16 protein-coding genes and 1 tRNA gene are annotated in these 20,033 nt (G+C 60.9%); 5 read left to right on the top strand and 12 right to left on the bottom strand.

The annotated features are described in order from the left end of the window. Positions 1 to 37: 37 nt before the first annotated feature. The gene (locus J0X15_RS12570) at positions 38 to 2,530 is read right to left on the bottom strand and encodes a GumC family protein (protein ID WP_209015308.1); all 2,493 of its coding nucleotides are present in this window, start codon (positions 2,528 to 2,530) and stop codon (positions 38 to 40) included. A gap of 279 nt (positions 2,531 to 2,809) precedes the next feature. On the opposite strand from J0X15_RS12570, the gene J0X15_RS12565 reads away from it, so the two are divergent. From J0X15_RS12565 to J0X15_RS12545, 5 genes are all read left to right on the top strand, one after another. Beyond that, on the top strand, positions 2,810 to 3,367 hold the full coding sequence (locus J0X15_RS12565; RefSeq protein WP_206941222.1) for a polysaccharide biosynthesis/export family protein: 558 nt from the start codon (positions 2,810 to 2,812) through the stop codon (positions 3,365 to 3,367). A gap of 108 nt (positions 3,368 to 3,475) precedes the next feature. Further along, on the top strand, positions 3,476 to 4,708 hold the full coding sequence (locus J0X15_RS12560) for a glycosyltransferase family 4 protein (RefSeq protein WP_206941220.1): 1,233 nt from the start codon (positions 3,476 to 3,478) through the stop codon (positions 4,706 to 4,708). Continuing rightward, positions 4,705 to 6,351, top strand: coding sequence for an undecaprenyl-phosphate glucose phosphotransferase (locus J0X15_RS12555; RefSeq protein ID WP_408015344.1), 1,647 nt, complete (start codon positions 4,705 to 4,707; stop codon positions 6,349 to 6,351). Before J0X15_RS12560 ends, J0X15_RS12555 begins: the two co-directional genes overlap by 4 nt. After that, a complete protein-coding gene (locus J0X15_RS12550) occupies positions 6,348 to 7,655 on the top strand; it encodes an O-antigen ligase family protein (RefSeq protein WP_209015306.1) in 1,308 nt (435 codons plus the stop codon). Before J0X15_RS12555 ends, J0X15_RS12550 begins: the two co-directional genes overlap by 4 nt. A gap of 46 nt (positions 7,656 to 7,701) precedes the next feature. Further along, a tRNA-Pro gene (locus J0X15_RS12545) sits at positions 7,702 to 7,778 on the top strand. A 159-nt stretch (positions 7,779 to 7,937) separates the two neighbouring features. Here the strand turns inward: J0X15_RS12545 and J0X15_RS20195 are convergent. From J0X15_RS20195 to J0X15_RS12490, 11 genes are all read right to left on the bottom strand, one after another. Next, positions 7,938 to 8,840 carry a DNA cytosine methyltransferase gene (locus tag J0X15_RS20195; protein WP_206941218.1) on the bottom strand — a complete coding sequence of 301 codons (903 nt, stop codon included), beginning with the start codon at positions 8,838 to 8,840 and terminating at the stop codon, positions 7,938 to 7,940. Next, positions 8,824 to 9,048: a Com family DNA-binding transcriptional regulator gene (locus J0X15_RS20435; RefSeq protein ID WP_408015345.1), complete on the bottom strand. Its 225-nt coding sequence runs from the start codon at positions 9,046 to 9,048 to the stop codon at positions 8,824 to 8,826. The genes J0X15_RS20195 and J0X15_RS20435 overlap by 17 nt, the downstream gene beginning before the upstream one ends. A gap of 149 nt (positions 9,049 to 9,197) precedes the next feature. Further along, positions 9,198 to 9,923, bottom strand: a complete 726-nt coding sequence (locus J0X15_RS12530) for a DUF2793 domain-containing protein (protein ID WP_206941216.1) — start codon at positions 9,921 to 9,923, stop codon at positions 9,198 to 9,200. Beyond that, on the bottom strand, positions 9,920 to 13,882 hold the full coding sequence (locus J0X15_RS12525) for a baseplate multidomain protein megatron (RefSeq protein WP_206941214.1): 3,963 nt from the start codon (positions 13,880 to 13,882) through the stop codon (positions 9,920 to 9,922). Before J0X15_RS12525 ends, J0X15_RS12530 begins: the two co-directional genes overlap by 4 nt. Further along, positions 13,882 to 14,349, bottom strand: coding sequence for an NlpC/P60 family protein (locus J0X15_RS12520; RefSeq protein ID WP_206941212.1), 468 nt, complete (start codon positions 14,347 to 14,349; stop codon positions 13,882 to 13,884). Before J0X15_RS12520 ends, J0X15_RS12525 begins: the two co-directional genes overlap by 1 nt. After that, positions 14,346 to 15,230, bottom strand: a complete 885-nt coding sequence (locus tag J0X15_RS12515; RefSeq protein ID WP_206941210.1) for a DUF2163 domain-containing protein — start codon at positions 15,228 to 15,230, stop codon at positions 14,346 to 14,348. The genes J0X15_RS12520 and J0X15_RS12515 overlap by 4 nt, the downstream gene beginning before the upstream one ends. Beyond that, positions 15,227 to 15,853: a DUF2460 domain-containing protein gene (locus tag J0X15_RS12510; RefSeq protein WP_206941208.1), complete on the bottom strand. Its 627-nt coding sequence runs from the start codon at positions 15,851 to 15,853 to the stop codon at positions 15,227 to 15,229. Before J0X15_RS12510 ends, J0X15_RS12515 begins: the two co-directional genes overlap by 4 nt. Next, a complete protein-coding gene (locus J0X15_RS12505; protein ID WP_206941206.1) occupies positions 15,853 to 18,078 on the bottom strand; it encodes a phage tail length tape measure family protein in 2,226 nt (741 codons plus the stop codon). Before J0X15_RS12505 ends, J0X15_RS12510 begins: the two co-directional genes overlap by 1 nt. Further along, positions 18,075 to 18,446 (bottom strand): DUF1799 domain-containing protein, encoded by a 372-nt coding sequence (locus tag J0X15_RS12500; RefSeq protein WP_206941204.1) that lies wholly within the window; start codon positions 18,444 to 18,446, stop codon positions 18,075 to 18,077. Before J0X15_RS12500 ends, J0X15_RS12505 begins: the two co-directional genes overlap by 4 nt. Continuing rightward, on the bottom strand, positions 18,446 to 18,832 hold the full coding sequence (locus tag J0X15_RS12495) for a hypothetical protein (protein WP_206941202.1): 387 nt from the start codon (positions 18,830 to 18,832) through the stop codon (positions 18,446 to 18,448). Before J0X15_RS12495 ends, J0X15_RS12500 begins: the two co-directional genes overlap by 1 nt. 270 nt (positions 18,833 to 19,102) lie before the next feature. Continuing rightward, entirely contained in the window at positions 19,103 to 20,029 is a 927-nt protein-coding gene (locus J0X15_RS12490; RefSeq protein WP_206941200.1) for a phage tail tube protein, read from the bottom strand. Positions 20,030 to 20,033: the final 4 nt, after the last annotated feature.

Here is a 20,033-nt window from a genome sequence, read left to right as displayed (position 1 = left end):
CTTGCGGTGTTTTTTTTCAAGATAGCCAGAGCCTAGCTCAAGCAGCGTGATGAGCGCCCCGACCGACTGCCTCAGGCAGATCGCCTTCAACAAAGACTTCGACGTGCGCACGGCTGTTGCGGCGAAGCAGCTTGGCCGCACCTTCCAACTCAGGCCCCAGGTCCTCGTCCTCGGTCATCAGCAGCACCCGCTGCGCCTGCCGCAGCACCTGCACGCTGGCCAGAGATCCGTCAATGGCTCCAAGGTCGATCACCACCGTCTTGTACATTCCCGAGATTACCTCAAGGGTCTGCGCAAACCGCGGCGCACGGGCAAGCTCGTCGGTCACGCCCTGGGAACCCGCTTCGATGATATGCGCCGAAGAATTCGCATCGCCATAGATCACCTTGGCGAAGGAGGTTTCTCCGGCAACGAGATCGGCAAAGCCTTTGGCCGCCTGCGGTACATTCTGCTCGGGAAAAACTTCCAGCATCAAGGAAGTCTGCCCCTGGTCCGCAGCACATCGGGCCAGATGGAAGGCGCAGCGATGGGACAAGCCCGGACTATCGACGGAAAGTACGACAATGAGCCCCTGCAGATCTCCAATCAAAGCCTCTTGGCGAGAGCCCTCATCGGCCTCCCAGTCTGCAATGTCAGCAGCTCCCGCTCCTGCCGCAACCCCGGCCAGTTCGGCAACCGATACAAGCGTCTGCTCAGGCGAAGCCTCGTCTGCCTCCGCAGCCTCTTCTATCTCAGCGACAAAGTCGGACAGAGCATCGTGGCTTTCGTCAAGACCGGCACGCAGGCCATAGCCGAGATCAGAAAGCTCGGCTTCCACATCGTCGTAAACCGCGAGCGTCTCGGCTGGAACGTCAGTGCCATTGTCATCTTCAACAGTGTCTTCGCTCAAAAGAACAAGCGGATCAGTGTCTGCATCGGGCACAGTCTCATCAACGCTCTCACCCAAGGTCCAATGCGTCTCTTCCCTGATGGCAAGATCCAAATCTTCCTTGGCGCTATCGCCGAGCTCTGCCTCGATCACCCCGACTTCCGCCTCATCAAGATCGTCCTCAAGACGCTCGTCCTGCGGAATGACGACCGTCGGTTGCGGAGTAAGACCGGAATAGGCATAGCCTGCAGCCGAGGGAGCGAATGCCTCAGCATACCCTTCTGGCGCCTGTGTCGATTGCGTTTGCGTCGGCACTGTTTGGGTATGCCGCGTCTCAACAACATACAGCGCATTGCCGGACAGAAATGCACCTGCAATCACAATGGCACAGCCGAAGACGAATGTGGCGACAGCAGCAAGGATGGTGGAGGCGACAATCTTGGGCGCATAAGGCTCGAGCGGTACGGTCGCGCGCGATATAATCCGCGCATCAGCCGGCAAAACCTGAGATTTCAGCCGGGAATCGGCTTCTCTGTAGCTTGAAACCAAAATGTCGAGCTGACGCTCCTTGGCTGCAGCTTCCCGTGAAAGTTCATCCAGACGTACCTGATCGGCGTTAGATCGGGTGACTTTCTGCTTCAGCTCATCCAGGCGCGCGCCCAATGTTTCGGCCTGTTGTTCGGCAACACGCGCGTCACTCTCAAGGCCGGCAAGGATCTTCCGTGCTTCACCGCGAATAAGCCGGTCGTAGTCTGCCAGCTGGGATTTCAAGGCCTTGAGCTGCGGATGGTTCGGCAGCAAGGTGATCGATTGCTCAGACACATTGGCCTGAAGTTCGGCCTGCCGCTCGCGCAGGCGCTGGATCAATTGTGAATTGAGCACATCTGTGGCGGTTTCCAATGCGCCACCGGAGGTCAGAAGTCCGCGCACCTGACTGGCTTTCGCCTGAGCTTCATCTCGCGCAGCAAGTGCAGAATTATAAGATGTGCCAAGCTCTACCAGCCGTTGCTGGCTGAGGGTCTGATCACCGGCGCCCAGAAGAAGATCGGCATTGGACCGGAAGTCAGCCACAGCCTGTCGTGCCATCTGCACGTCCTTGCGCAATTCAACGATCTGCGGCTGAAGAGATAATGTCGCGACTTCCGTACTCTGGCGCTTGGCTGCGGACTGAAGAGCGAGATACTCATCAAGGATGGTGTTTGCCACCTTGGCCGACAGCTTGGCATTCTCGGCGCTGAACTCCACCGTGATGACCCGTGAACCCTCGACCCGGTAGACGTTGAGCTTCTTGAAGTAGGACTTCAGAACCCGTTCTTCCTGCGTATCCACCTGCGCTTCGCTGCCCAGACCAACCATCGACAGGATGCCGTTGAAGACCCCCCCGGAGCCAGCGGCCTTGAACTCGGGAATGGCCGCAAGTTCCAGACGCTCGGAAACCCGCTGCGCCAGATCCGCGGACATCAGCAGCTGCACCTGACTGGCGACGCCCTGCATATCCAGCATGGCGCGTTCTTCCTCTGCGCCACGCGCCCGACCAGGCAGCCCATAGTCTGTGCTCTCGATCAGCACACGGGCCGTGCCACGATATTTCTTCGGACTGAGCAGAAGCATGACGCAGACGGAGACCGCCACGACGACGACGAGCGGCAAAAGCCAACTCATCGATCGTCCAATGCTCTTAAGAAGCCCCTTTAAATCCAGGGCCATATCTGTGGCAGAAGCTGCCCCGCGATCACTCGACATTTAATCACTCCACGATCTTCACCGTGAACTATGTCAAACTAGGGTAAGCGATGCGTTAAGCTCCGTAACGTTCCCGCAGATGCCTCGTTAATTTTTCCAAGCAGATTTTTTCCGATGTCTCTTTTCTCTTTCTACCGACTTTCACCAGCCATTAACCATGTCCTGAGATCTTGCCATAACTTGCAAGTGGAGTAGATGATGCCCTTTCGCTGGATCCTGATCGGCCTTCTCGCAGCAGCACTGTCTGGCTGTAGCGGTTATCGTCGGCCTCCCGCCGCGTTTCATGAGACCTTGACCCAGGCCTACCGGCTGGAATCAAGCGACCAACTGCGTGTGATTGTTTTCGGGCAGGACACACTTTCGAACAACTACATCGTTGATCAGTCGGGGATAATTTCATTCCCATTGATCGGCAACGTGGAGGCCCGCGGCAAGACCCAAGCCGAACTGGCAGCGGAAATCGGACGCAAGCTGCGGCAGGGTTATCTGCGTGACCCGGACGTCTCCGTAGAAGTGACTACCTACCGGCCATTCTTCATCATGGGCGAAGTGCAAAACCCGGGCCAGTATTCCTACGTAGCCGGCATGACCGCACAGAATGCCATCGCCACAGCTGGGGGCTTCTCCACTCGCGCACGTCAAAAAGACGTCGACATCACCCGTCAGACGAATGGTGAAATCCTAAACGGACGTGTTCCTATTTCGGACCCTATCCGCCCAGGAGACACCATTTATGTGCGCGAACGGTACTTCTGAAAATTGATGCGAGTTAACCGCAGACTCACCCACCGCAAGTAATGTGGCTCTCATCGGGTTCACGGACCACAAAAAGAAGTCCGGGACGCGCAACAGGGAGCCTGCACAATGACCAAAGATCCTTTGCGGATCGTCCACTGCGTGCGCTCGCCAATTGGCGGGATCTTCAGGCACATCAAGGACCTCGCACTCAGCCAGGCAGCGGCTGGACACGCAGTAGGCCTGATTTGCGACAGCGCCAGTGGCAGCGACTTTGACAACGCGAATGTCGATAGCCTGCGCGACAAGTTAAGCCTTGGCGTTGAGCGCTTTCCAATGCGTCGTCAATTGTCGCTGCAGGATATGGCCGCCACCCGTGACCTGTACCGCCATATCAAGGGGCTGAAGCCCGACGTTCTCCATGGTCATGGAGCCAAAGGCGGCGCTTACACCCGCTTCATTGGATCGCTTCTGCGTTCCCAGGGGCAAAAGATCGAGCGGATCTACTGCCCGCACGGCGGCAGCCTCCACTACAATCCGCATAGCCTCGAAGGTCGATTCTATCATGCCCTGGAGCGTGTGCTCCTGAGGATGACCGACGGCATCGTGTTTGTCTCCGACTATGAATATGCGGCGTTTGAAACCAAGGTGATTGAACCGACCTGCGCCACGCGAGTGGTCTACAACGGTTTGCAGCCGAGTGAATTTGCGCCGATTGAGGCGAACCCCGATGCTGCAGACTTCCTTTACATTGGCATGCTGCGCGATTTGAAGGGGCCGGACCTCTTCATCGATGCCTTGCACAATCTTCATCTTCACACTGGTACCGTTCCCACCGCCAGCATTGTCGGCGAAGGTCCAGACGAGCCGAAGTATCGCAAGATGGTCGAAGACTACGGCCTGAGCGACAAAATTTCTTTCCTCGGCGCCCTGCCCGCCCGCGAGGCTTTCAAGTTGGGGAAATGCGTTGTCGTTCCTTCACGCGCAGAGGCAATGCCCTACATCATTCTGGAAACAGTGGCCGCCGAGCGTCCTTTGATCGCAACGCGTGTCGGCGGTGTACCGGAGGTCTTTGGCCGATATGCCAAGCGGCTGATTGAACCGGGCAACGTCGACCATCTGACCCACGCCATGAAAACCGCCCTTGCAGACCCCGACGCCCTGAAGGATGCCGCCAAGTTGCTACGTACCTGCCTGGCCGATACGTTCAGCGTCGATCTGATGGCTGACCGCATCACCACTCTCTACCGTCATTCACGCGGCGAGGTTCTGCAGGGAGACACAGCCAACGGGCAGGTTCAAAGCTCAGCCCAGGACCCGGCTTCCGAAACGGTTTACGCACGGACGAGCAACCTTTCATGATCAATCCTGTGAACAAGACAAGCGCTACGAGCGAGGTCGGCACCACGCCAGGGACGCAGGATGGACTGCGTCAACGTCTGACGCGGGGATTGCACCGTGCGAATGAAATATCAGGCGTCTCAAACGTTTACGGCCCGATCGGCCCCGTCGGCATGGCCGGGCCTCATGCCAGCCAAAGCGCACAAACGCAGTCCGGTCTGTCTTCTGAAGCGCTGGAGATTGCCGAGCGGCTGCACGACAATGGTATTTCCGTACCGGTTCTCAGCGGGTCAGTCCGACTGACTGACTTGATGCTGATTTGCGGAACGGGAATTCTGTCCGCCTGGACAGACGCAGGCGCCACCGACTTCACGCTGACTCATATTATCGCTCTTGCCGGGGCAATGCTGTTCTCACTTGCATTCTTCCAGGCTGCGGACGCCTATCAGGTTTCCGTCATGCGACGCGGAATGTCACAGTTCGGCCGGATCGCCGCTGGCTGGACCCTGGTTTTCGGTATGTTTTTCCTGATCAAAACCATGACAGGATTCGGCCAAAGCCTGCCGCAACCCTGGCTTGGCGCCTGGTTTGTCATGGCCTTGGGCAGTCTGGTCTGTTTTCGGATGCTGATCTATCGGCGGGTCCGCCACTGGATGAAGATCGGGCGGCTGGAACGTCGTGCCATCATTGTAGGCGGCGGTACTGCAGCTGCCGAGTTGATCCACGAAATCGAAGGTCAGTCAGAGAACGACATCCGGATTTGCGGGATTTTCGATGACCGGGCCAGCGACCGCTCACCTTCCGTGGTGGCTGGATACCCGAAATTGGGCAACATCGCCGCTCTGGTCGAATTTGCCCGCCTCGCCCGGATCGACATGCTGATCGTCTGTATTCCGCTGCGAGCTGAAAAGCGGGTGCTGGAGCTGCTTCAGCGGCTCTGGATCCTGCCCGTCGACATTCGCCTGTCGGCCCATACGGACAAGGTGCGCTTCCGTGATCGCGGCACATCCTTTATCGGCACAGTGCCCTTTGTCGACGTATTGGAAAAGCCGATCACCGACTGGGACATGGTCGCCAAGCGGGTGTTTGACGTGGTTTTCGCGTCGCTGGCGCTGGTGCTTCTTTTGCCTGTAATCATTGGTGCAGCCATCGCAGTCAAGACGACCAGCAAGGGTCCTATTCTGTTTCGGCAGAAGCGCTACGGTTTTAACAACGAGATTGTTGAAGTACTCAAGTTCCGCTCGATGTTTACAGAAATGGCCGACCCTGACGCCAAGAAGGTCGTGACCAAGAACGATGCCCGCGTCACCCCGGTTGGCCGCTTCATCCGCAAGACCTCCATTGATGAGTTGCCTCAGCTGGTCAACGTTCTGGCCGGGAACCTGTCGCTGGTCGGCCCACGCCCCCACGCGGTGAACGCCCACACCGACAACACCACCTGGGACAATGTGGTCGATGGCTATTTCGCGCGTCACAAGGTGAAGCCGGGTGTCACCGGCTGGGCCCAGATCAATGGCTGGCGCGGTGAGGTCGACACCTCGGAAAAGATCCGCAAGCGGGTGGAATTCGACGTCTATTACATCGAAAACTGGTCGATCCTGTTCGATCTGAAGATCCTCTTCCTGACGCCCTTCCGGCTGATGAATACGGAGAACGCATATTGAGCGATGCGGCCATCAGATCCGCGCCAGTCGCCACACGGTCGATGCAGCCGGTCCTCACGACCAGCCGCATCGGCGATGGCGCATTGTGGCTGGCGGCGTTTCTCTCCGGCTTCGTCATCCGGGAACCGGCGCCCTATGAGCTGTATCTGGCGCTGATCACGGTCATCTGGCTTCTGTTCGGCCTCAAACTCCGCTCTGAGTTTGGACCGCTGGTAGTCTGTTTCCTTCTTTATTGCGCCGGCGGCATAGCCTCAGTGCCCCTAGCGACCAAGTTCGAAACCGCCTTCACCTATACGGCTGTGACCGTGTTTCTGACAGTCACCTCGATCTTCTACGCGGCTGTTTTGGCCGAAAAGCCCGGGCGCTTCAGGTTCATTGAACATGGCTATCTGGCCTGCTCCGTCATCGTCGCGATCACCGGCATTCTGGGATATTTTCACGCCTTCCCCGGAGCCGAGTTCTTTACCCGCTACGACCGGGCACGCGGCACGTTCGAGGACCCCAACGTCTACGGCCCCTTTCTCGCACTGCCGACGGTAATCCTGGTGCAGCGGCTGATGGTGCGGCCGCTGCGTGAGTGCCTGTTACTGCTGCCGATCCTCGGCATTCTGGTGCTAGGCATCTTCCTCAGTTTCTCGCGTGGTGCCTGGGGCGTTCTGCTTGCGGCCTCCCTTGTGGTTTATACGCTCGGCCTGATCACCGAGCAGAACAGCGCCAAGCGTTTGCGCCTGGTTCTTCTGGGTCTGGGTGGTGTTCTGGCCCTGGCCGCAATGCTGGCGGTGGCGCTGTCCTTCGACAGTGTCTGGGACATGTTTCAGCAGCGCGCCAAGCTGGAACAGCCTTATGACGTCGCCCGCCTTGGTCGCTTTGCCCGCTATTCCCTCGGTTTTGAAATGGTACTGGAACGGCCGCTCGGCCTCGGGGCCTTGGAGTTCAACCAGTATTTCCCCGAAGATGAGCACAACGTCTATTTGAAGGGCTTCACCACCTACGGTTGGCTGGGCGGCACGACTTACATCGTCTTCCTGGTGTGGACCTTTGCCCGCCTTGTGCCGCTTCTCTTCAAGCACCGTCCCTGGACGCCCTTCATCCACTGCATCTTCGGCGTGATGCTGGCGCATATGTTCCTGCAGATCATCATCGACACCGATCATTGGCGCCATGTCTACATGCTCTACGGGCTGGCTTGGGGGTTGATTGCGGCCGAGCGGATCCTGCAGAAGCAGAGCCTCAGCGCAATCCCGCTTCAGCGGCAAAGGCCCGCCTCCCCACGCTGTCACAGTCCTGTGGATCAAGGGGCATGAACCGGCTTGCCAACAATGCGCGAACCAGATAGGTAAGCCTGAAGTTCGGGCAGTAGCGCAGCCTGGTAGCGCACTTCACTGGGGGTGAAGGGGTCGTCGGTTCAAATCCGGCCTGCCCGACCAAACTTTTCAAGGGCTTATGCCCTATCGTTTCGAGACTCGCTGAGAAACGCGGCCTTATGCGCCTGCACCATGCAGAGCCAACTGTAGCGCGCAAGTTCGGATGGCATTTCGCGCAAGAACGAATGGCAACCGATTTGGATTGCGTTTCGCCTTCTTTATCTAGCCTCCCCCTTCCCTTACTAGATACCCAGCCCTGAGAGTTCGGTACGCATAAGCTGCTGCCAACGGGACCACCCCGTTACCGGCTGCCCTGGATCGCTCCACCCGATTGGCCAGCCCATCAGCCAGTCCGAAAAATTCGGGTTGAAGGTCCAGTCTCCGGGACAGGTGCGTGTCCCAGGCTTCAAGGTCACATGGAGCGGGCGCGAAGACGGGTAAATCGGGTCTTGAAGGGGCTTCAAACCCATCCCCTTCATCGTTAGCCAGAACGTCGTCCAGACCCGGGCCGCATTGCCGATCGCGTGCTGGTTGCCGTTCTGGTCGGTGGCGGTCCTGAACCGAAGGGCGCCCTCCTCGATCAGGATGTCGGTCCGGGAGCAGTAGAGGCTTGTTGTTGGCGTGGGCCAGTATGAAGAGCCTCTTCCGGATGTGGGCCGCGCCGACTTCAGCCGCCGAGAACAATCCCGCTTTGAGGCTGTAACCCATTGCCTGAAAGTCTCCGGCGACTTCCTCAAATCCACGGTCCAGATGTCCCTCGACGTTTTCGCAGAAGACCCATTCGGGTTCACTCTCTCCGATAATCCGGGCAACGTCCGGCCAGAGGTGACGCGGGTCCTCCCTGCCCCGCCGCTTACCGGAAGACGAGAACGGCTGACAGGGATAGCCGGCAGAGAGGATATGAACCTTTCCACGCCACGGGCGGCCGTCGAAGGACTTAACATCGTCCCACACAGGCGCGTGATCCAGGGCCTGGTCTTCCATCCGCGCCACGAGGGTGGCCGCTGCGCAGGCTTCTCGCTCAACATAACAAACAGTTCGATATCCGGGTTCTGCGACATGGAGTCCGAGCTCCAGTCCTCCAACGCCGGCGCAGAGGGAAAGTCCGTTAAGCCGCTGAGGCATTCTTTCGGGATGTAGAGCCACAAGAGCATTCTCCGGTTTCTGTTCGCTCGTGGCGATCGGAGAAGGGCTCTGTTGGTTCTATGACCAATGGCCTCAGGGAATTCATCGTGCCGCAACGCGGACACTTGATATCAACCGGACCGACTATCGCTCGGTCAGCGGACTTCAGCAAGAGCCTGCGGCAACCTGCACATCTGATTTCGTTCATTTCAACCTTGAAGAGAATCGCCGACACTGAACCTGCTCGCGCGAGCAGCGGGTGCGGCGGTTATCTTATAGCTACTGCTGGGCGGGCTGAATTTTGACCAAGGAGGCCCGCTGTCCGGATCATTTTCGGGTCCGGACCGCCCGTGTCTTTTATTCCTGCGGCACGACCGGCAAGAAGTAATGCAGCACTACCTTCACCGCCCCGCCGGTAAAGCTCCCACCATTGGCTGTCAGCCGGACTGCCGTGTCCGAGTAAAACGCCTGCGGCCCGATCACCCCTGCATTCGTTGACCCAGCAGCAATGCCAAGCGATCCGCCGAACTTGGATGTCTCACCGGATATCCCGCAATCGTAGGAGGTTGCCCCGGTGATGGCGGTAGTTGTCCGGGTTGAGACGCCAAAGACAATGGCCCGGTTTGGAATGACGATCGAGGTGTCTACGCTGGCTCCCGACAGGCCGGTCAATTCTTCCTCGACAGTACCGATCCGGCTTTCCGCGCCAGATGGGGATCTCGACACAGTCGCCACCTCAGACAACAACGCGCCATATTCTTTCCAGCCGCTGGCCGTGTAGACCGCCAGCGTTCCTTCGTCGGCGACATAGGCGAGCATTCCGAGCACCGGCGGATAGAACGCCCAGGCCCCGTCCGTATAGCTTGCGATCTGGCCATCTCGTCCGGCCCAGTCTCCACTGCCACCTGTCGCCACGAGATAACTGTCGCCCTCGCTGGCCGCCGGTGGGGCTGACAGGTCCCGATCAAGGATCACCAAGTGAGCAAGCGCATCGAGCCTCGCCAGTGCTTCATTATGCGTGACTTCCTTCTGCGCCTGACTGGCCGCAATAAAGGGTAAGTTCAGGCGTGCCGTACTGCTCATAGGATTGCCTCCGCTGGAATGCCGCGTCCGATGGCGTCTGAGATCTGGAAGACACGGACATGGATGGATGTTTGAACCGATCCGTAGTCGGCGACCTGATTGGCTGCTGTGTAAGTGCATGCAGGCGATGACAGGCCAGAGACCGTCCGGATCACCGATCCGCTACCCAGGATCTCCAGCTCATAGCGCTCGCTTGCCTCGACCAGCGGCACATCAGTGCCATCCAGCCAGCCGCCATTGCGCCGCGCCCTCCGGACCCAGCTGATCGCGAGATCCCCGGCAAGGTTCCTGCTTCCTGCCAGATGCGCCGGCGCAAGGGGCTTCAGAGCCACCGCTTCAAAGGTGTTTGAACGGGTTTTGAAACTGCTGTCCGTCGATGGAGCCGGCGCCGGCCCATAGCGCCAGATGCGCTCAATGCCCCGATCAGACAGAGGCACATCGGCCTGGGTCAGGGAACCATCCAGCAAAACCACCCGCGCGCCAGCTGCCACCGGATCCCGCATGGCGTGTTCCGTCCCGCGCCGCCCGCGCAACAGGCCGGACAGCTGCCATGTCTGCGCTGCGACCAGATCCGCCGTCGCGAACTGCAGGATCTCCCAGTCATCGTCGGCGTTCCGGATCGCCAGGGCGTTGTCGGTGCCTTCCAGAAGCCCATCCTCGGAAACAGAGGCCAACGTGCCATAGGCGAGCTTCACGGTCAGAGAGTTCGCCCGGTCGAAGCGGAAGCTGGTCCCGGAATGGAAGTCCGTGGTCGTTACCCCGAGCGTCGCCGGTGCAATCACGCTCCCAACGCTTCTCGACCCTTCCAGCACCTGAACACCCGCCCATGGACTGGAGGTCGCCGCCAGCCAGGGCCGGTGCTCGACCTGGGTCTCCTCGATCACCGGCAGATCCAGAACCTCCAGTACCGCCGGTCCGTAGCTCGGCACGGTGCCGGGGGAGACCGGCCGCGATGTGCCGCGCTGGATGGAATAGATCGACCGCTCGACGGCCACCGCCTCGCATTGTCGGGCTCCTGCATCGATGATGCGCGAGAGGCGCAAATCCCGGCTGCGGCCGCCCGCCTCGAGCGCCACCGTATCGGTCGGGTCCAGCCGGATCATCGAGGGCGGTAGAGCAAAGCTTGCCTGTTCGCGCCCGACCCAGCGTTCCAGCAGCCAGGCCTCGACCATGCCTTCGGCCTCGGCCGTCTCGATTATCGCAGGCGCGGAGACGCTTTCGATCCGCTCCGATGACCCGGTCAACCGTCCGGCATTGGAGCTGGTCTGGCGGTAATCATTCTCCGCGTCGAAATAGGCGAGTGACGCCCGGACCGGCAGGTCGGTCTCTTGCGCCCGGGTCATCGACCAGTCGGCGCTCTTGCGATCTGGGGCCGCCAGATCCTGTTCGAGGATGGTCGCCCTGGTCGCGCCGCCGCGCGGGACAAAGCGGATCAGGCCTTCGCTCTCGACCGCGTCGAACAGATAAAGCTGTGCCAGCGTTTGCAGCTGCGCCCGCGGTGTGGTGATCGACGCCCGCTGCCAGCCGGTGACGACGCCCTGAAGCTGCGAGACATCGATATCTGAAAAGCCGACGGACCCGCAGATGTAAGCCACCAGCTCAGCCAGATCGACTGCACCGAACTTGCCCTGGACCCAATGGCCCAGCGGCCAGTTGTCGCCGTCGCTCCAGACCTCCGATTGATAGGGCCACGCCGGATAGGGCCGCGCGTCCCAGGTCCAGAGGAACGAGCGTGAGAGATCCAGCATGCGCTCGCCATAGATGCCAGAGACCGGGTTGTTGCCTTCCTCCGGATCCCAGTAGCGCAGGACGGTCTCGATCCCCCGCCGCTGGATTGCGTCCGAGCGCTGGCGGTTGGAGAAATACGGCCAGGCGCTTTCCGACGACTTGGGATCGACAAAGACATTCGGCTGGTTGGTGGCCTTGTCGACCGAGGGGAAGCCGTATTCGGTGAACCAGATCGGCTTGGATTGCGGCACCCAGGATGTTGGTGAGCCGCTTTCGACACCGCCCGGCCGGTCATAGTGCTGGTTCAGCCACCAGTTACGGAAATCCTTGGCCCGGTAGACCCACGGCTTACCGCCGCCGTCCGTTATGTCTGTTCTAACCTGGTTGGTCCGGTCGGCCTCGCTGGCATAATACCAGTCATAGTCCTCGCCGCCTTCGACGTTGCTCTTGAGGTAGTCCGGATCATGGATCGAGGCCCAGCCGGCCAATGCGTCCAGATGTGTGGTGCCATCGCGCCAGTCGGAGAGCTTCATGTAGTTGTCGATCGCCACCGCATCGATGTCGGAGCTGGCCCAGAGCGGATCCAGATGAAAGTAGAAATCCCCGGAGCTATCGCCAGAAACATGACTGGCATCAAAGCCGCGATACTCCGACCAGTCGGCGGCATAGGTCAGCGCTACGTTCGACCCAAGAACCGACCTGCAGTCGCCTGCCAGGGCCACCAGTTGCGCAACTGCCGGGAAACCTGAGGCAGAACTGCGGACGCTCGTCAGACCGAGCAACTCCGAGGCCATGACGAAGCCGCTGACGGTGCCTGCCTCTTCCGCATTCAGTGCCGCGCAGAGCTTGGCGTAATGCAACACCATACGCCGGAGCGACCATTCGGATGGTCCGCTGTAGGAGGTGCTGACCGCGCCGCTGTCCGCATTGATCGAGACGCTGATCTGGGTCGCGCCAACAGTTCCGAAGAGCGTGTCGACCTGGGTACCCGCTGCAGCTGTCCTGTCGACGGTGCCTGGCTGTCCCGGCGCCGGATGACAGGTGATGCGCCCACGCCAGGGCCGCACGGCCTGCTCAGTTCCGCCATAGGGATCCGGCAGTCCATTGACTTCCGCAATGTCCATCAGGATGAAGGGATAAAGCACCACATCGATGCCGCGTGCCTTGAGGTCCCGGATGGCCTGAACCACCGACTGGTCCGAGGGCGTGCCGCCATAGGACGGCCGTTCTGCATCAGCTGCCTCACGCGAGACCACATAGGCGGTGTCTCTGGTCTCGCCATGGACGGACCAGCTCAGCGGCTCGTTGGTCTTCTCGCCGCCGAACTCGACACCCGGGCGGATCTGGCAAGAGCCACACCTCAGGTCCGTGCCGAACCAGGCCACCACCAGCAGAACCGATCTGGCATTCGGGCAGGTCCGTTCCAGATCATCGATCGCCACCGACCAGTCGGTGCCGCCGATCTGGTTGTTGACGTTCTCAGGCGTGGTGGCGCCCTCGGTCCCCCCATTCTGGTTGCGGACAGGCTCGGTGGCGTAGACCCATTCGCCGGCGCCCGGGATCACCACCATGCCCTGGATCTCGTCTTCGACGGATTGCCCGACCCGGCGAAAGACCTCGAACTCAAGCTGCGGAACGCGGTTGCCGAACACGTCCAGGGTCAGATCCTCAAAGACCACATAGGCCGTACCGCGATAGGCCGGCGCGCTGCCTTCCTTGGTCTCGATCAAGGGATCCGGCTGCTGATCCTCTGACCCGACATGGACGCGGGTGGTGATCCCGGTCAGATCCAGCAGTTTGCCATCCGCCCAGACCCGGCCAATGCCGATGATCGGTCCTTCGCAAAGGCCAACGGCAAAGTTGGCAAAATATCGGTATGTGGTCGTGCTGACCTTCTGACCACCGCTCATCCCCTTGCCCCCGACCGTCTCTGTCGAGGTGGAGGTCTCCATCCGAAGCCGTGTCGCCCAGATCACCTGGCCGGCAATCCTCACCCGGCCAAAGACGTCCGGAAGCGCGGACCCTTCTGTCGATGTCTGCAGGCGCAAGTCCGAGATCTTCGGGCCTTCCACCGACTGCCGCTGTGTCGGTGACAGGCTTGAAGCCAGAAGATTGTCCGCATAGGCTCCGGCAACAGTCGCCGCACCCGAGATCAAAGCCGAGGTAAAAGTGCCTGCACCAATCGCACCGGAGAAGGCTGTCGCGGCTGCGCCCAAAACCAACGTCGCCATCAGGCCGCTCCCGGAAAGCGGAAGGCAAAGCGGATTTTGCGCCGCCATCCCGGCACCAGCGCGACTTCCGCCACTGGCAGATGCTCATGGGCATGGATGATGCGGGGGGCCGGATCATCGATCGGTGTGGTCAGGATCGCGCAGTGTTTGGCCGGCAGCCCGGACCTGAAGGCAAACAGCAGCACGTCGCCCGGGCCCGCCCGATCGACCGGCACCGCCTCCATGTGCCGGGATGCGGCGTCCTTCAGGGTCTCCCGGCCTGACCGCTCGGCCCAGTCCCGCGTATAGGGTGGAGGTGTCTCTGGTTCGCTGCCCATGACCTCGCGCCAGACACCGCGCACCAGCCCGAGGCAGTCGCAGCCGGAACCCTTCGTTGCTGCCTGATGAACGTAAGGTGTGCCGATCCAGCTGCGCGCTTCCTTGATGATCTGACTGCGGAACCCATTTTCTTGTTTATGGGGGCTCATGTGAACAGGCTCCCGCCGTCGTTCAGATCGTCCTTGTCCGCATAGCCGATGACGAACTCGTTGCCGGGCATATGGGGAAAGCCGCCGAAGTTGTCGCTGTTGCCGAACCGGGCCTGACAGGTGGCCCAGGTCTTGTCGCACCCGGCCTGAACCGAGAAACTGTCCCCCACCTCAATGGCATCGGCCATCGGCAGAACCAGCTCGAGGGTCACCGTTCCATTGCTATTGGAATGTCGTTTAACCTCCATTTGAAGACCGGTATTGGCGCCGCTGGTCCAGGTCACCAGTCCGCGCTGGAACAGCCCGTCGTCTTTGCCGTCCAGGCCGGAGCCGGTGAAGCTGCGGAAATCAAAGGCCGCAACGACGACGCCAGCCGAGATCCAACCGGCCAGCGCCACCTTGCACTTGCCGTCGCCCAGCTCCCAGGAGCAGGTCCGGTCGAACTGGCGGCCCGTGGTCTGGCCAAGCCGGTGCGCCAACCCGCGCAGTTCGGCCATGAAGGCGGTCGGGCCTCTGGAGATCTCGCCAATGTTGCCTTTGCGCAGGAGCAGGCGGTTGACCGTCTCCGTCCAGTCTACCAGCCAGACCTCGATCGTTGCGTCGTCCCAAAGGCCTCGGGCGATATCGTCTTCGGTGATCGAGGCCGACGACAGGGCGCCTTCCACGTCGAGATTGTCGACCGCCAGGCCGAGGCTGGACTCGATGGATGTGGCGGTGAAGCCGGTCGCGGCCTCATAGGAAAGACCGTCGATGGTCAAAGCCCGATCATGATCGGTGAACCCGAATAGGGTGCCGTCGCGCCGCTCCACTTTCCAGCATCTGGCGTGGGTGGTGGCCCGGCCATCGAGCGCGGCCTGCATGGAAACCGGAACAGTCTTCATACCCGCACCTCCACAATCGGAATGGCGCGGATCTCGCCGAGACGATGGATGCGCAAGGTGGTCTGCAGCTGATCCGTGTCGAAGCGGCAGGGCACGTCGAACTCAAAACCCGCCGTGATAGTGCCGGAGGCCGGGGCGACGTCGAAGGTGATGAGGCCGGTTGTGGTATCGACCGACCAACCGGAGGACAGAGCCGCCCCACCAACAGCGATCACGACGGATCCAGCCACAGGCTTGGAGATCTCCCGTGTCCAGGTACGACCACCGGAGCTATAGGCCTTCACCAGCTGGAACCTTGTGGTGACGCCATCGGCTGCCCCGAGGAGCTGATCCTCATCGGAGATCGCTTCAGAAGGCTTGCAGGACTTGAAATCCGACCAGTCTTTGAACCGGAAGCCGCGCAGCCGTGCGGAGCGCGCCTCGAAAAACGCAACCACATCGGCCAGATCATCGGCGCTGCGAATACCGGAGCCCACATCATAGCTGCGCCGGCTGTCGGCCCAGGGCGTGTTGCGCTCCTCATGGCCGGAGGCCAGCTCGACGATCTCCGTGCGCCGCTCGGGGCCGCCGCTTGCCCCGCGCGCCACGATGACCGGGAATTGCACCTCATCAAAATCAGCCATTACATCCCCCGCTGCCCACGTGCGGTCAGGCGTGCGAACTCACCAGCGATCTGGGTGCGGGCGGCTCGGAAACTCTGGGCGTCCGGCGTGGTGATGTTGATGGTGACATTGCCGCTGCTGTCCGGTTGAAATTGGTGACGGACTTGCGGTGTTGTTCGGCCTGACTCGGTCCCTATCCCTGGTAGGTTCATCGGGTCTGTGGTGACCAGGCCTCCGGACTGATAGCCCTTGAGAGCTCCCTTGCGCATGGCCTCCAGTACCGGCACGCCGATGGCCCGGGTGGACCTGGCATCGAAGACATATTCGTTCCTATGGACAAACCCGGCGATGTCATTGTCGTTGCCGGCAGGCGTTGCCCCGCCGATGTCATAAAGACCGAAGGTTGCTGCACCGAGCGCAGACGACAGGCCACCAGAACCACCGCCAAACAATCCGGACAGCAGTCCTCCGGTTGACGACAGCGTCGGAAGGTTGCTGCCGAAGAGCGCGTTCTTCAAAGGATTGGCCGCGCCCAGCATCACGACCATTCGGGAGAGGTCAGAGGTGATTGCCTGGATGGCACCGGAAAGGTCGCCACTCGCCAGTCGATCCACCAGCGTGTCGATCGCACTTGTCCCGGCTGAGCGGACGGTGTCCCAGGCCTGTTGGTTCTGCTCAAGTGTGTCGATGCTGTCGGCAATCGCCAGGGCATTGGCCCGAATGGCTTCGGCCTCCGATCCGAGCGCATTGATGCCTAGGTCGCGGATCTGGATCTCTGCTTCGAGTGTCGCAAGGGCCTTGGCACGGGCCGCATCCGTGCTTCCAATCAAACGGGTCTCCAGCCGCAGACGAGCCAGTTCCTCATTCTGGTTGCGCAACAGGTCCTGCGTTCGTTCGACCCGGCGATCGGCGTCTGACGTTTTGCCCTTTGTTCGCGGCCTTAGCTGTGCTGCCAGACGTTCGCGTGCGGTCTGTTCGTCGAAGATCCCGAACGTGGCTCTGATCCTGTCGTTGGCCGCTGGTGAAAGCGCACCGATGGCACTGGCTGCGGCATCCACACCGCGCAGGGAGGCCTCTACCTCATTCAGCCGCTTGACCAGATCGAACAAGCCGGTGTCGGCCTGCCTGGCTTCCTTGATGATCTCCCGGATCGCCTGTTCGCTCTCCGTGTCCGGTGCGGTTCTGGCAAGTTCAATCAGCCGGGCAATGAGCTGATCGGCTCCTGCCTCTGCGTTGATGAATTGATCGGCCGTTGCCCGCAGCTCATCTTGGAAGTCGCGGAACAAGGCCGCATCTTCCGTCAGCGGTTCGGCCAGGGCCGTCAGCGCATTTGCTTCTAGCCTTAGGCTCCGCTGAACGCTGTCTTCAATCTCTGAGATCAAACCCTGAAGCAGATCGCGCTGCTGTTCCAGGTCATCCGTGTCGAGCGTGATGTTGGTCAGCGTCGGCGAGCGGTCGAGCTGATCAAGGGCTGCCTTAACATCCTTGTAGCGTTCGGCCATCTGCCGGATCAGTTCGTTCTGGGTCTCCAGAGCGTCCTCGGCCGTGTCGTCATTGGCGACTGCCTGATAAAGCGCGGATGCGGCAGCGGCGCCACTGGCCAGTCCGACCAGAGCCAGATTGATCGGGTTCAGAAAACCGATCAGACCTTGTTTGAGAATGCGGAGCGATCCGCCGATTGTATTGACGCCTTTGGATCCGAGCATGAACTGGACCTGGCTTCCCTGTTGCAGAATAGCCGTAAAGAGCGACTGGCCGGACGCAATCTGGACACCTGCATCGGCAAACTGCTGGCCCAGAATATTGACTTCGCTGGCAGCCAGCTTGGTGGAGGACCCGAACCTGCTCAGAACCTGGGATGATCCTGCGAGCGCTGCCCGTTGCGCCTTGTAGATGCCGGTTGCCTGCGCGGTGGCGTTTGCAGCCTCCTTGGCACTGATCGCACCAACCTTGTGGGCGTCGCTGATCTCCTTGACGCTCGCCTCGTAACGGCGTTGCAGGGCAAACAGAGGATTGAACCTGGCTCGCAGTTCATCCAGCTGAGCGCCATAGGCCTCGATGTCACGCGCCCGGTCCGCAGCAGGTGCGCCGCCAATGCCGAACTGCGCATCAAGCGCCTGAGAAAGCCGTGCGCCCGTCTTCGTTGCTTCGCTGCCGACAAGCCGCAGATGTCTCTGGGCCTCCTGCGCGCCGCGTTCCACCCCGGAAGCATCCAGACTGGCCAGCATCTTGAGCTGAAGGGTCATGCGGGTTCCCCGTTCAATATAGGCAGGGCTGCACGCTCCATGATCTGGAGATCCGCCAACAGGTTCTGCCAGGCGCGCCGGCTGCGGCCACTGAAGGCAGATTTGGCTGCTGTGTAATCCAGTCCCAGAAAGGCAAACCCAGCTGGCCCCGCAGCCACCCGCCACTGGGTCTCCAAAGACAGAAAGGCGGTCACGCTGCGCCAGTTGCAGCGCCAGACATCAAAGGCTTCAGGCTCACTGATCTCAGCAGCGGGAACGGCGACGCCCAGGGCCTCAAAGTCTGAGGCCGTGTCCTGGTCGAGACTTTGGCTCTGCTCCGGATCAATGAGGCCGCGCCGGGCGAAGGCCCAGGCCCGCGCGGCCGCCATCAGTTTTTTACCTTTGGTGCCTGAGTGTTTTGGCCCGTCTGCCCACTATGCGATGGCCGGCCACTGCTGGCTTCGAGGTAGGCGGTGTAAAGCGCCAGCCGCACATGGGCATAGTCGAGACAACGATCGCGGGCCTCATCCGAGAACTCGGCTTCGGATCCGTTCTCATCCTCGACCCCGCGCCAGTCCGTCCAGACCTCCTTCAGGACCGCGTGTTGGTCACCGCCTTCGCCATCGAGGGCGGCAAGGCGCTCGCTGCCGATCATCAGGAATTGGGCTTCAAAACTCTGGTCCAGAACCTTCCCGGGCTTATCCGGATCCGGCATCTTGACCGTCACCGGCCACCAGAAGGCGTATGTGTCTGACAGGCGGAATTGCATGATCATACCAATGCCCGGATAGAGGAATGGATTTGACCGCGCTTGGCGCGTCTGCCGGCTCGGAGGCGCGCGAAGGGCGATGCGGGGCATCGGTCGAGTGCGCCGACACAGTCCGGCGGACGCGAAAGCGCGGCCTGCGGTGGGCCAAATCGCCGCCCCGGTCCGCGTTGCCCCGCTTGCCCGGCCAACCAGGCCGCGCCGCGCGGCGCGCCTTGCCGGGTCGCCGATTTGGCACCATCAAATGCGTTCCTATATCCGGGCATTGGTATGTACCTCCTACTTCACAGTGATCACCAGCTCGTCGTCCCCGGCATCGGGCACGAACATCAGCGGCAGGGAATAGTTGAGGATGTTCTGGTTCTGGCTCTGGCCCTGGCTTGGCCGGCCGATCTGAACCTTCGGCGCATCCACCTGAACGATGTGACCGGCGGCGGTTCCATGCACCACCTGAAGCGCGTCCAGCGTCTTGGCCTGCGCCACGTCGAACCAGTTGATCGCCGCCATGGACTTGGCCTCGACCACCGCCGTGCCGATGCTTTGCCGGTCGGTCAGCTGCATGCGCTCATCGCCGATCAGAAAGCGCGGCTCGACCGCATTGCCCAGATCAATCGAGATGCTCTCGGCAATCCGGGGCGCGCCATGCAGTGACAGGCTGGTCTGTGCCTTGGAGACCGGGACCGGCTTCTGGAAGGCCGACAGATCCGCAGAAGGAAGTGCCTGATCGGTGACGGTTCCAAGCAGTCCCATGATGTTGAACCTGAAACGCGGGATCCGGCGCGGGGCAAACTCCACCTGAAAGGTTCCCCGGCACCCGAGGGCAACATGACGGACGCCGTCATGATGATAATAGATCGAGACCGCTTCCTCGCCGTCCGACACCGGTTCATAGACAACCGACACACCCGGATCGATGGTCTCGGACAGACCGCAGGCCCGCAGCAGTACCCCATAGCCTGGCACATCACCGGCGCTGCCTGCGCCGGCACATTCCACCGCGAACTCCAGCTGCATGTAATTCCCGGTCAGCTCGATGCCCTGGTGACCCAGATGGGGCAACAGCAGATCGCGGGAAACGTCTTCGCCCGCCAGCGGTGTCAGCGTCACATCGCTGAGCTGGATGGCATTCGCGGCAAGGGGAACACTGTCCGTGCCATAGACCGTCTCGATCTTCGCGAGACAGGCGAGCTTCTTGAACTTGCGCATGGAT

The organism is Roseibium limicola (genome assembly GCF_017313085.1).
Taxonomy (GTDB): Bacteria; Pseudomonadota; Alphaproteobacteria; order Rhizobiales; family Stappiaceae; genus Roseibium; species Roseibium limicola.
The sequence above is the reverse complement of the archived record's forward strand: the minus strand, read 5'-3'. Positions and strand labels throughout refer to the sequence as shown.

Excerpts from the sequence above, each read along its gene's own strand:
- J0X15_RS12570 (WP_209015308.1), bottom strand. The coding sequence starts at position 2,530 with ATGAGTTGGCTTTTGCCGCTCGTCGTCGTCGTGGCGGTCTCCGTCTGC.
- J0X15_RS12565 (WP_206941222.1), top strand. The coding sequence starts at position 2,810 with ATGCCCTTTCGCTGGATCCTGATCGGCCTTCTCGCAGCAGCACTGTCT.
- J0X15_RS12560 (WP_206941220.1), top strand. The coding sequence starts at position 3,476 with ATGACCAAAGATCCTTTGCGGATCGTCCACTGCGTGCGCTCGCCAATT.
- J0X15_RS12555 (WP_408015344.1), top strand. The coding sequence starts at position 4,705 with ATGATCAATCCTGTGAACAAGACAAGCGCTACGAGCGAGGTCGGCACC.
- J0X15_RS20195 (WP_206941218.1), bottom strand. The coding sequence starts at position 8,840 with ATGCCTCAGCGGCTTAACGGACTTTCCCTCTGCGCCGGCGTTGGAGGA.
- J0X15_RS20435 (WP_408015345.1), bottom strand. The coding sequence starts at position 9,048 with ATGAACGAAATCAGATGTGCAGGTTGCCGCAGGCTCTTGCTGAAGTCC.
- J0X15_RS12530 (WP_206941216.1), bottom strand. The coding sequence starts at position 9,923 with ATGAGCAGTACGGCACGCCTGAACTTACCCTTTATTGCGGCCAGTCAG.
- J0X15_RS12525 (WP_206941214.1), bottom strand. The coding sequence starts at position 13,882 with ATGGCGACGTTGGTTTTGGGCGCAGCCGCGACAGCCTTCTCCGGTGCG.
- J0X15_RS12520 (WP_206941212.1), bottom strand. The coding sequence starts at position 14,349 with ATGAGCCCCCATAAACAAGAAAATGGGTTCCGCAGTCAGATCATCAAG.
- J0X15_RS12515 (WP_206941210.1), bottom strand. The coding sequence starts at position 15,230 with ATGAAGACTGTTCCGGTTTCCATGCAGGCCGCGCTCGATGGCCGGGCC.
- J0X15_RS12510 (WP_206941208.1), bottom strand. The coding sequence starts at position 15,853 with ATGGCTGATTTTGATGAGGTGCAATTCCCGGTCATCGTGGCGCGCGGG.
- J0X15_RS12505 (WP_206941206.1), bottom strand. The coding sequence starts at position 18,078 with ATGACCCTTCAGCTCAAGATGCTGGCCAGTCTGGATGCTTCCGGGGTG.
- J0X15_RS12500 (WP_206941204.1), bottom strand. The coding sequence starts at position 18,446 with ATGGCGGCCGCGCGGGCCTGGGCCTTCGCCCGGCGCGGCCTCATTGAT.
- J0X15_RS12495 (WP_206941202.1), bottom strand. The coding sequence starts at position 18,832 with ATGATCATGCAATTCCGCCTGTCAGACACATACGCCTTCTGGTGGCCG.
- J0X15_RS12490 (WP_206941200.1), bottom strand. The coding sequence starts at position 20,029 with ATGCGCAAGTTCAAGAAGCTCGCCTGTCTCGCGAAGATCGAGACGGTC.